This window comes from Streptomyces incanus, assembly GCF_042656345.1.
GTDB classification, from domain to species: Bacteria; Actinomycetota; Actinomycetes; order Streptomycetales; family Streptomycetaceae; genus Streptomyces; species Streptomyces incanus.
In genome coordinates, this window is the sequence record NZ_JBHSPC010000037.1 from 190,734 (window position 1) to 201,079 (window position 10,346).

At 66.8% G+C, this 10,346-nt stretch carries 17 protein-coding genes; all 17 read right to left on the reverse strand.

Features of this window, described 5'->3' with window-relative positions:
- The 17 genes from rplE to ACFP2V_RS15275 all read right to left on the reverse strand — a co-directional run bounded on the left by rplE (window position 1) and on the right by ACFP2V_RS15275 (window position 9,736).
- On the reverse strand, window positions 1-558 hold the full coding sequence (gene rplE / locus ACFP2V_RS15195) for a 50S ribosomal protein L5 (RefSeq protein ID WP_042165103.1): 558 nt from the start codon (window positions 556-558) through the stop codon (window positions 1-3).
- Window positions 558-881 carry a 50S ribosomal protein L24 gene (gene rplX / locus ACFP2V_RS15200; protein ID WP_042165101.1) on the reverse strand — a complete coding sequence of 108 codons (324 nt, stop codon included), beginning with the start codon at window positions 879-881 and terminating at the stop codon, window positions 558-560. The genes rplE and rplX overlap by 1 nt, the downstream gene beginning before the upstream one ends.
- Window positions 882-883: 2 nt before the next feature.
- Window positions 884-1,252: a 50S ribosomal protein L14 gene (gene rplN, locus ACFP2V_RS15205; protein WP_003992364.1), complete on the reverse strand. Its 369-nt coding sequence runs from the start codon at window positions 1,250-1,252 to the stop codon at window positions 884-886.
- Between the two features lie 127 nt (window positions 1,253-1,379).
- A complete protein-coding gene (gene rpsQ, locus ACFP2V_RS15210; protein WP_381211435.1) occupies window positions 1,380-1,667 on the reverse strand; it encodes a 30S ribosomal protein S17 in 288 nt (95 codons plus the stop codon).
- Window positions 1,667-1,891: a 50S ribosomal protein L29 gene (gene rpmC, locus ACFP2V_RS15215; RefSeq protein WP_030831683.1), complete on the reverse strand. Its 225-nt coding sequence runs from the start codon at window positions 1,889-1,891 to the stop codon at window positions 1,667-1,669. The genes rpsQ and rpmC overlap by 1 nt, the downstream gene beginning before the upstream one ends.
- Window positions 1,891-2,310, reverse strand: a complete 420-nt coding sequence (gene rplP, locus ACFP2V_RS15220; RefSeq protein ID WP_004927269.1) for a 50S ribosomal protein L16 — start codon at window positions 2,308-2,310, stop codon at window positions 1,891-1,893. Before rplP ends, rpmC begins: the two co-directional genes overlap by 1 nt.
- A 5-nt stretch (window positions 2,311-2,315) precedes the next feature.
- Window positions 2,316-3,143, reverse strand: a complete 828-nt coding sequence (gene rpsC / locus ACFP2V_RS15225; RefSeq protein WP_010986347.1) for a 30S ribosomal protein S3 — start codon at window positions 3,141-3,143, stop codon at window positions 2,316-2,318.
- Window positions 3,143-3,490 (reverse strand): 50S ribosomal protein L22, encoded by a 348-nt coding sequence (gene rplV / locus ACFP2V_RS15230; protein WP_381211440.1) that lies wholly within the window; start codon window positions 3,488-3,490, stop codon window positions 3,143-3,145. Before rplV ends, rpsC begins: the two co-directional genes overlap by 1 nt.
- A 41-nt stretch (window positions 3,491-3,531) precedes the next feature.
- Window positions 3,532-3,813, reverse strand: coding sequence for a 30S ribosomal protein S19 (gene rpsS / locus ACFP2V_RS15235; protein ID WP_003948639.1), 282 nt, complete (start codon window positions 3,811-3,813; stop codon window positions 3,532-3,534).
- A 12-nt stretch (window positions 3,814-3,825) separates the two neighbouring features.
- On the reverse strand, window positions 3,826-4,662 hold the full coding sequence (gene rplB, locus ACFP2V_RS15240; RefSeq protein WP_055592169.1) for a 50S ribosomal protein L2: 837 nt from the start codon (window positions 4,660-4,662) through the stop codon (window positions 3,826-3,828).
- A gap of 40 nt (window positions 4,663-4,702) precedes the next feature.
- The gene (gene rplW / locus ACFP2V_RS15245; RefSeq protein WP_381211444.1) at window positions 4,703-5,122 is read right to left on the reverse strand and encodes a 50S ribosomal protein L23; all 420 of its coding nucleotides are present in this window, start codon (window positions 5,120-5,122) and stop codon (window positions 4,703-4,705) included.
- Window positions 5,122-5,781 carry a 50S ribosomal protein L4 gene (gene rplD / locus ACFP2V_RS15250; protein WP_381211447.1) on the reverse strand — a complete coding sequence of 220 codons (660 nt, stop codon included), beginning with the start codon at window positions 5,779-5,781 and terminating at the stop codon, window positions 5,122-5,124. Before rplD ends, rplW begins: the two co-directional genes overlap by 1 nt.
- Before the next feature lie 8 nt (window positions 5,782-5,789).
- Entirely contained in the window at window positions 5,790-6,434 is a 645-nt protein-coding gene (gene rplC, locus ACFP2V_RS15255) for a 50S ribosomal protein L3 (protein ID WP_055605688.1), read from the reverse strand.
- Window positions 6,435-6,452: 18 nt separating this feature from the next.
- The gene (gene rpsJ / locus ACFP2V_RS15260; protein ID WP_003948644.1) at window positions 6,453-6,761 is read right to left on the reverse strand and encodes a 30S ribosomal protein S10; all 309 of its coding nucleotides are present in this window, start codon (window positions 6,759-6,761) and stop codon (window positions 6,453-6,455) included.
- Window positions 6,762-7,322: 561 nt separating this feature from the next.
- Window positions 7,323-7,646: a hypothetical protein gene (locus tag ACFP2V_RS15265; protein ID WP_381211451.1), complete on the reverse strand. Its 324-nt coding sequence runs from the start codon at window positions 7,644-7,646 to the stop codon at window positions 7,323-7,325.
- 78 nt (window positions 7,647-7,724) lie between these two features.
- Window positions 7,725-7,973 carry a hypothetical protein gene (locus ACFP2V_RS15270; protein ID WP_381211493.1) on the reverse strand — a complete coding sequence of 83 codons (249 nt, stop codon included), beginning with the start codon at window positions 7,971-7,973 and terminating at the stop codon, window positions 7,725-7,727.
- A gap of 341 nt (window positions 7,974-8,314) precedes the next feature.
- Window positions 8,315-9,736 (reverse strand): ricin-type beta-trefoil lectin domain protein, encoded by a 1,422-nt coding sequence (locus ACFP2V_RS15275; protein ID WP_381211454.1) that lies wholly within the window; start codon window positions 9,734-9,736, stop codon window positions 8,315-8,317.
- Window positions 9,737-10,346 lie beyond the last annotated feature (610 nt).

Here is a 10,346-nt window from a genome sequence, read left to right on the forward strand (position 1 = left end):
TCACGCCTCCTTGAACGGGAAGCCGAGGTGACGGAGAAGGGCACGGCCCTCTTCGTCGTTGGTCGCCGTGGTGACCACGGTGATGTCCATACCCCGGACACGGTCGATCTTGTCCTGGTCGATCTCGTGGAACATGACCTGCTCCGTGAGACCGAAGGTGTAGTTGCCACGGCCGTCGAACTGCTTGGGGGACAGACCACGGAAGTCGCGGATGCGCGGCAGCGCGAGCGACAGGGTGCGGTCCAGGAACTCCCACATGCGGTCGCCACGGAGGGTGACGTGGGCACCGATCGGCTGACCCTCACGCAGCTTGAACTGCGCGATGGACTTGCGGGCCTTGGTGACGGCCGGCTTCTGACCGGTGATCGTGGTGAGGTCGCGCACGGCGCCGTCCATCAACTTCGAGTCGCGGGCGGCGTCGCCCACACCCATGTTGACCACGATCTTGACGAGGCCGGGAACCTGCATGACGTTCTCGTAGGAGAACTGCTCACGCAGCTTGCCCGCGATCTCCTCGCGGTACTTCGTCTTCAGACGCGGAGTGGTGGTGGTCGTCATCAGATGTCCTCACCCGTCCGCTTGGCAACGCGGATCTTGTTGCCTTCGTCGTCGAAGCGGTAGCCGACGCGGGTGACGACCTTCTGGCCGTCCTTCTCCACGACGAGCTGAACGTTGCTGACGTGGACCGGGGCCTCGGTGGTCACGATCCCGCCGGCCTGCGAACCGCGGGCGGTCGGGGCGGCCTTGGTGTGCTTCTTGACCCGGTTGACGCCCTCGACCAGGACGCGGTCCTCACGCGGGTAAGCGGCAATGACCTTGCCCTGCTTGCCCTTGTCCTTGCCGGTGACGACCTGGACCAGGTCACCCTTCTTGATCTTCATGCTCACAGCACCTCCGGCGCGAGGGAGATGATCTTCATGAACTTCTTCTCGCGCAGCTCTCGGCCGACCGGGCCGAAGATACGGGTGCCGCGGGGGTCGCCGTCGTTCTTCAGAATGACGGCGGCGTTCTCGTCGAAGCGGATGTACGAGCCGTCGGGACGGCGGCGCTCCTTGACGGTGCGAACGATGACCGCCTTGATGACGTCACCCTTCTTCACGTTGCCACCGGGGATCGCGTCCTTGACGGTGGCGACGATCACGTCACCGATGCCCGCGTAGCGGCGACCGGAGCCACCGAGCACACGGATGCAAAGGATTTCCTTCGCCCCCGTGTTGTCGGCGACGCGCAGTCGCGACTCCTGCTGGATCACGTCTATCTCCTGTTTGTCTGCCGGTTCCCCGGGGGCCGATCGGATCGGCCCCCGGAGCCTGGCGGAACTGTCCTGCGAGGGGTGCCTCGCAGGAACGTACTGTTTGGAATTCCCTTGCGGGAATTACCTACTTGGCCTTCTCGAGGACCTCGACGATGCGCCAGTGCTTCGTCGCGGACATCGGCCGGGTCTCCATCAGGAGGACACGGTCGCCGACGCCGGCCGAGTTCTGCTCGTCGTGGGCCTTGAGCTTGCTCGTGCTGCGGATGACCTTCCCGTACAGCGCGTGCTTCTTGCGGTCCTCGACAGCGACGACGACGGTCTTGTCCATCTTGTCGCTGACGACGATGCCCTCGCGGGTCTTGCGGAAGCCTCGAGCCCCGGTGTTCGTCTCAGTCACGTTGTTCTCGCTCATCAGGCGTTCTCCACCGTTTCGATGCCCAGCTCGCGCTCGCGCATCAGGGTGTAGATCCGCGCGATGTCCTTGCGGACGGCCTTCAGCCGACCGTGGTTCTCGAGCTGTCCGGTCGCCGCCTGGAAGCGGAGGTTGAACAGCTCTTCCTTGGCTTCGCGAAGCTTCGCCAGAAGCTCCTCGTCACCCAGTTCGCGCAGCTCGGACGCCTTGGTACCGGCCGACATCACGCTTCACCTGCCTCGCGCTTGACGATCCGGCACTTCATCGGCAGCTTGTGGGCTGCGCGAGTCAGCGCCTCACGGGCGATCTTCTCGTTGGGGTAGGACAGCTCGAACATGACCCGACCCGGGTGCACGTTCGCGATCCACCACTCCGGAGAACCCTTACCGGAACCCATGCGGGTCTCGGCAGGCTTCTTCGTCAGGGGACGGTCCGGGTAGATGTTGATCCAGACCTTGCCGCCACGCTTGATGTGGCGGGTCATGGCGATACGGGCCGCCTCGATCTGACGGTTGGTCACGTACGCCGGCGTGAGGGCCTGAATGCCGTACTCGCCGAACGCGACCGTCGTACCGCCCTTGGCCTGACCACGGCGCTTCGGGTGGTGCTGCTTGCGGTGCTTGACCCTACGGGGGATCAGCATGTCGGTCAGGCCTCCGTTCCGGTGCTCTCAGCCGGAGCGGCAGCCGGAGCCTCGGCCTTGGGGGCCTCGGCAGCGGGAGCCTGCTGCGGCTTGCGACCGCGACCGCCACGCTCGCCACCGCGGCCACCACGGGCCGGGCGGTCGGCACCGCCACGGGCCGGGCGGTTGCCGGCGCGGGCAGCGGCGTTCTCGGCGCGGACCTCGGCGATGTTCTTGACGTCGCCCTTGTAGATCCAGACCTTCACACCGATGCGGCCGAAGGTCGTCTTGGCCTCGAAGAAGCCGTAGTCCACGTTCGCGCGGAGCGTGTGCAGGGGCACACGACCCTCGCGGTAGAACTCCGAGCGGGACATCTCGGCGCCGCCGAGGCGGCCACCGCACTGGATCTTGATGCCCTTGGCGCCCGCCTTCATCGCCGACTGCATGCTCTTGCGCATGGCACGGCGGAAGGAGACGCGGGAGGAGAGCTGCTCGGCAACGGCCTGGGCCACCAGCTGAGCATCGGTCTCGGGGTTCTTGACCTCGAGGATGTTCAGCTGGACCTGCTTGCCCGTGAGCTTCTCGAGGTCGCCGCGGATGCGGTCGGCCTCGGCGCCACGGCGGCCGATGACGATGCCCGGACGCGCGGTGTGGATGTCCACCCGCACACGGTCACGGGTGCGCTCGATCTCCACCTTCGAGATACCGGCGCGCTCCATGCCGGACGTCATCATCCGACGGATGGCGACGTCTTCCTTGACGTAGTCCTTGTACAGCTTGTCGGCGTACCAGCGCGACTTGAAGTCGGTGGTGATGCCGAGCCGGAACCCATGCGGGTTAACCTTCTGGCCCATTACCGGGTTCCTTCCTTGCTGCTGACGACCACGGTGATGTGGCTGGTCCGCTTGCGGATCCGGTAGGCGCGGCCCTGGGCACGCGGCCGGAACCGCTTCAGGGTCGGACCCTCGTCGACGTACGCCTCGGAGATGACGAGGCTGTCGGCGTCGGTGTGGTCGTAGTTGTGCGCGGCGTTGGCGATGGCGCTGTCCAGCACCTTGCCGACCGACACGCTCGCGGCCTGCGGGGCGAAACGCAGGACCGCCTGAGCCTCCGTGGCATCCATGCCACGGATAAGGTCCACCACTCGGCGGGCCTTCATGGGCGTAACGCGGATGTACCGCGCCTGGGCCCTGGCTTCCATGGTTGTCCTTCCAGTGTCTGTCATGGTCATTCCACCCCGCCTTAGCGGCGCTTCGACTTCCGGTCGTCCTTGACGTGACCCCGGAAGGTGCGCGTCGGCGAGAACTCGCCGAGCTTGTGGCCGACCATCGACTCGGTGACAAACACCGGAATGTGGGTCTTGCCGTTGTGCACCGCGATCGTGTGGCCGAGCATGGCCGGGACGATCATCGAGCGACGGGACCAGGTCTTGATGACGTTCTTGGTGCCGGCTTCGTTCTGGACATCCACCTTCTTGATCAGGTGGTCGTCGACGAAGGGCCCCTTCTTGAGACTACGCGGCATCTAAACCCGCTCCTAGCGCTTCTTGTTCGTCTTGCGGCGGCGGACGATGTACTTGTTCGACGCCTTCTTGGGCGAACGAGTACGGCCTTCCTTCTGACCCCACGGGGACACCGGGTGGCGACCACCGGAGGTACGGCCCTCACCACCACCGTGCGGGTGGTCCACCGGGTTCATGACCACACCACGCACGCTCGGGCGGACGCCCAGCCAACGCTTGCGCCCGGCCTTGCCCCAGTTGATGTTGCTCTGCTCGGCGTTGCCGACCTCACCGACGGTGGCGCGGCAGCGGACGTCGACCAGGCGGATCTCACCGGACGGCATGCGCAGGTGGGCCATGGTGCCCTCCTTCGCGAGCAGCTGCACCGAGGCGCCGGCGGAGCGGGCGAACTTGGCACCGCCGCCGGGACGCAGCTCGATGGCGTGCAGCGTCGTACCGACCGGGATGTTGCGCAGGGCGAGGTTGTTGCCCGGCTTGATGTCGGCCCCGGGACCGTTCTCGACGCGGTCGCCCTGCTGCAGGTTGCGCGGGGCGAGGATGTAACGCTTCTCGCCGTCGGCGTAGTGCAGCAGCGCGATGCGCGCGGTGCGGTTGGGGTCGTACTCGATGTGCGCGACCTTCGCCGGCACGCCGTCCTTGTCGTGACGACGGAAGTCGATCACGCGGTAGGCGCGCTTGTGTCCGCCACCCTGGTGGCGAACGGTCACACGACCTGAGTTGTTACGGCCGCCCTTGCTGTGCAGCGGGCGGACCAGCGACTTCTCCGGCGTGGACCGCGTGACCTCGACGAAGTCGGCGACGCTGGAGCCACGACGGCCCGGCGTAGTCGGCTTGTACTTGCGGATTCCCATTTCTCAGTCCTCGTCCGATTCCGGACGATCCGGACCTCCGTCAGGAGGTCGGACCGCCGAAGATGTCGATACGGTCGCCCTCGGCAAGGGTCACGATCGCGCGCCTGGTGCCCACGCGCTGGCCGAAGCCGGTGCGGGTGCGCTTGCGCTTGCCCTGGCGGTTGATCGTGTTGACCCCGGTGACCTTGACCGAGAAGACCGCCTGCACGGCCTCCTTGATCTCCGTCTTGTTGGAGCCCGGAGCGACGATGAACGTGTACTTGTTCTCGTCGATGAGCGCGTAGCTCTTCTCCGACACGACCGGCTTGATCAGGACGTCACGGGGGTCCGTGTACGCCTTGCTCGCCGGGGTGACGACGGTGTTCTTGCCCTCGGTGGCGTGGCGGCGTGCCTTGGCGACGCGCGCGGCCTTGGCCTTCTTCGCCGCCTTGGAGGCGATGGAGGGGTGACGGATTGCCATCAGACCTCGCTCCCTTCGTTGTCGTTGGCCTTGTTCGGGCCGGCGACGAAGGACTCGAAAGCGGCCTGGGTGAAGACCACGTCGTCCGAGACGAGAACGTCGTACGTGTTCAGCTGGCCCGGCTCCAGGATGTGGACCTGGGGCAGGTTGCGGGCGGACAGCCACGCGGCCTCGTCGGCGCGGTCGACGACCAGGAGCAGGTTGTTACGCTCCGAGATCTTGCCGAACAGCGTCCGGGCGGCCTTCGTGGAGGGGTTCTCGCCCTCGATCACGCCGGTGACGACGTGAATGCGGTCGTGGCGGGCCCGGTCGGTGAGGGCGTGGCGCAGGGCCGCGGCCTTCATCTTCTTCGGGGTCCGCTGCGAGTAGTCGCGCGGCTGCGGGCCGTGGACGACGCCACCGCCGGCGAACTGCGGCGCACGGGTCGAGCCCTGACGGGCACGGCCGGTGCCCTTCTGGCGGTACGGCTTCTTGCCGCCACCACGGACTTCACCGCGACGCTTGGTCTTGTGCGTGCCCTGACGGGCAGCGGCGTTCTGCGCGACGACGACCTGGTGGATCAGCGGGATGCTGATCTTCTCCACGCCGAAGATCTCCGCGGGGAGCTCGACGCTTCCGGTCTTCTCGCCGGCAGGCGAAAGGATGTCAACAGTGCTCATCGGTTACCTCAGGCCCCCTTGGCCGCAGTGCGGACCAGGACGAGGCCGCCGTTCGGACCGGGAACCGCGCCCTTGATGAGCAGCAGACCCTTCTCCGCGTCAACGGCGTGGACGGTCAGGTTCTGGGTGGTGACCCGCTCGTTGCCCATGCGGCCGGCCATGCGGAGGCCCTTGAACACGCGGCCCGGGGTGGCGCAGCCACCGATGGAGCCGGGAGAGCGGTGCTTGCGCTGGGTGCCGTGTCCGGCGCCGAGGCCCTTGAAGTTGTGACGCTTCATGACACCGGCGAAGCCCTTGCCCTTGCTCTTGCCGGTCACGTCGACCTTGATGCCGGCCTCGAAGACCTCGGCGGTGACTTCCTGACCGAGCGTGTACTCGGCGGCGTCGGCCGTGCGGATCTCGACGAGGTGGCGGCGGGGGGTGACGTCGGCCTTGGCGAAGTGACCCTTGAGGGGCTTGTTCACCTTGCGCGGGTCGATCTCGCCGAAGGCGATCTGGACGGACTCGTAGCCGTCGACATCGTTCGTGCGGACCTGGGTGACGACGTTGGGTCCGGCCTTGACGACGGTGACGGGAACAACACGGTTGCTCTCGTCCCACACCTGCGTCATGCCGAGCTTCTCGCCCAGGATGCCCTTGATCTGCTTTGTCATCTCTTCAGATCACCGGCCTCAGAGCTTGATCTCGATGTCGACACCGGCCGGGAGGTCGAGTCGCATCAAAGAGTCAACGGTCTTGGGGGTCGGGTCGAGGATGTCGATCAGGCGCTTGTGCGTGCGCATCTCGAAGTGCTCGCGCGAGTCCTTGTACTTGTGCGGCGACTTGATGACGCAGTACACGTTCTTCTCAGTGGGCAGCGGCACCGGGCCCGCGACCGACGCACCAGTACGCGTCACCGTCTCGACGATCTTCTTCGCCGAGGAATCGATGACCTCGTGGTCGTAGGCCTTGAGCCGGATGCGGATCTTCTGTCCCGCCATGGCTACTTCGTAGTCCTGTCTCTAGTAACGCTCCGGAACCCGATGGTTTGCCTGCTCTGTCACTCACCCTCCCCTCCTCCGACCCACGCGGTCGGGCGTGTCGCGCTCCCGTTGACATGAATGTCCCTTGTCGGAACTTCCCTGCATGGGAGTGCGGGCCCTTCCGGAACCGCGGGCGGGGGCGAGAGGCCCACCGGGCGCCTGGTCTGCACCCCGCTGACGCTTCCCGGAAGATTCCCGTACGTCCGCCCCTACATCTCTCGATGTAATGCATGGGACGACGAGTACTGTGGGACTCGCTTCCGGTCCTCCCGGCGGGAGACGCGCAGCATCGGCACTCGACCGAGCAACCCCGCTAGTCTGCCACAGCGGGCAGCGGCCTGGCCAATCGGGACGGAGAGAATACCCCGGGGGTGGCTGGGATCAAACGCGGCCGACCTCGCGGTCCCGACCGGGGCCGGTCACAGCCTCGCCTGCCGTACCGGGAAGGCCCCGACCGCCTCGGGTGTGTCGACCTTCTCGGCGATCTCGACGCCCCTCCTTCTCCGGCCGGCCCCAGGTTCATTCTCCGTCGATCGTGGAGTTCTCGTCCCACGGGCACTCCCGCGTCACGTCCCACCGCGTCCACGGGAATCGGGCGCGCCGGCCCGCACGCCCCACCGCCCATCCGAGCAGCACCGGCTCGACGCTCTCGCTCCCCCCTTGGTCGGACGGCACATCGGCCTCGGCGCGGTAGTGCGCGGCAGCGCTTCCGTCCCGGTGCTCGATCTCGACGGTCAGATCGTCGTTGAGCCGGGACCTGAAGGTAATGCTCCCCGGATTCCGAAGGGGGAACGTCGAGTCTCTCCAGGCCGAGGAAACGGCGACGCAGGTCGAGTCCGGCATACAGGCGCTGAACCTGCTGTTCCGAGGGGTCTTCCCAGATCACACCGTCTTCATCGGTGACGCGTAGCCGAGCCCCACTCATCGCGGGGAGTGTTCGGCGAAGGAGAGCATGGCGGCGAGTTCCCTTTCGCGTCGGTCGCCCGGGCCCTGTCCGTTGTCGTCGTATGTCCACGTCGGCGTGATCGCGTCGAAGATGTCGAAGAAGGAGTCCGCGAGGTCGAGGACCTGACTGCTGCCGGCCACCGGAGCGACCTTGCCCTCCTGTCTGCGTTCCGCGTAATTCAGCGGTCTGGAGTCGCGAATCTGGGGCGTGACCTGCGCGGACATGGGTGAGAGCGCCTGAGAGGCGTCTCTCTGAGCGCTGGTGTTCGTGCTGGTCAGCGGGGTGCGGGTTCGAGCGTGATGATCTGCTTCGGTGCGGGGATGCCGAGCTTGGCCAGGAGGTCGGTCCGGGGCTTGGTGAGGGTGGTGCCCGCGCCTTCAGCCCGGCAAGGACTCCATGGCCCTCGAATTACGCGGAACGCAGGCTTGCCGAAGCAGGAGTGTGTCGGACTTCGGGTGAGGTCGCCTCGCGTTCCGCTGGAGACCGTGTCGTCGGCTGCGTTCCCTTTGCCGTGAGGGGCACGGTTCGACGGACACCGGACTTGGCGGGGCGCCGCTCGGACGGCTCACCCGCCCGTCGACGCGGGGTGCTCGGGATCGTGTCGACTCCAGAAGATGCCGGGCTGGGTCTGCGCGTCGCACCTGATCAGGCCGAGTCGGGGGCTGCGATCCGCTCCTGAGTCCCATCGCGGGGGAAGGTGCCGGTCGTCCTGGTAGAGGCACATGTTCTTCGCCCCCGCGATGCGCCACGCCGTGCGTTTCCAGGTGGTGCTCTGCCACGGCTCCTGTGTCCACCGCTGTTCCGCGCGTGCCGGGGCGCACCGGGCCAGTCCCACTCCGGCCGTCACCAGGGCGAGGCAGTAGCCCCGGAAGCGCTGCGACCTGATGGTGCCGTCGTCCCGGATGTCCCATTTCTGCTCAGTGGTACCCCCACAGCTGTTGAGCCTGACGGCGCCGTTCTCCGGTTCCGCCCGCACCGCTTCGAGGCACTGCTCAGGGTCTCTGCCCGTGTGGGCGGTGGTCCTTCCGATGTCCGCCAGGATCTCTCCCGGACGAGGACTGCGGCGGATCTGCCGGTACTGGCGGTGGACCCACTTCAACGCGTCGAGCGGAAGTGGTCTCTCGTAGAGAGCGGTGGTGCCGCAGTCGCGGGAGCCGCAGGCGACCTGAGCCAGATAGCGCCTGACGGCTGCCTCTTTCGGGGGTACTTGGTCCTGGGGAAGGTTGGGGCTCAGCGGTGACATCGTGTACCCGAGGTAGGAGGACACGGGGATCCCGGCGGTGTATCCCGCCTGCCTGAAGTAGCGGGCCCCGATACCGTGGTCGCTGTGGTCGACTCTTCCGCTGAGCCCGAAGGCGAACGAGGCGTTGTCGTAGTCGAGGGTGAGGATCCTCTGCGCTTTGTCCTGCCGGGCCAGGGCGGAGAGGCTCCTCACGAGCTGTTCCCCGGTGATGCTCTCCTCGCTCTCGAAGAACGGGATGCTCTGGCGGGTGCCGACGAACAGTTTGAGCAGGCTGTCCTCGCCCTGCCCCCGGGGGAGACCGTCATGGAGTCCGAAGAAGACCAGTCGTACCGTGGCGGCGGCGCCGTCGAGCGTGACGGACCGGATGCTGCGGCCGTTGACCCGTACAGTCCTGTCGGTCCAGCGGTCAGGCACCCCCGCCACCTCGGCGTAGGCCGCGCGTACGCCCTTCTCCCTGTTCTCGACATACTCCAGGGCCGCCCGCCGAGGCGTCTTGCCGTCATCGCCCGCGGTGAGGTAAACGGTGGTGACCTGACATCCGGCCCGGACGGTTTCACGGATCTCTGGATCGATGAAGTAGAGGTCGTCGTCAGGGTGGGCCACTCCCACCAGGGTGCGCTCACAGTCCGGGGTCCTGGTGGCAGAGGCGCCGCGAGGGGCGCACGACACTCCCGCGAGAACGCACAGGACCGACGACGCGGCCAGGAACATCCGGCGTAGCTTCCCGCCGGTATTTCCGTCCATGGGGCCGCACCTTCTTCCGCTTCGCACCATGTCCGCCGTTCGCCGTTCGCCACCGCATCATCGATCCGCGGGTCAGCCCGCGTGGTGCGGATTCGTGAGGAAAATGCTCCCCCCACAGGTCCCCTTCTGCCAGTCGACCGGAAAGCACCCGCCCCGATGTGTCCCGGCGAGCACCCCGCCTGAGCTGCGCGGCGCGCTCCAGCGGCCTCACCTGCTTGTTCGTGGTGCTCGCGGCGGGCCTGTGCCGGCGACAGGGGTGTGAAACGGAGGCGAACCGGAAACCGCGTGCGCTGCCGCTCGCTTCGACCGGTCCGACACACCCGACGGCAGGCAAGAACGGCCCCCGGCTCCGGGGACGCCTTCTCGCGCTATCTGCACCGGGGCATTAGCCCATCCGGGCAGGTACGGATACGCCACGGATATGCCACGGATATGCCGATCCCACTCCGGCGGTCTTTGTCCGCGACATTGAACAGCGTGGTCGATAGTTGCGAGGGGCGGAATGCCGGATCAGGGGGCCCACCCGGCCCTGCCACGCTGTTGCCGGGACTGTCACGGCAGCTGTAGTTCGTGAGGCGTAAGGCAACGCGGCTGGTCAGCGTGGTGGATG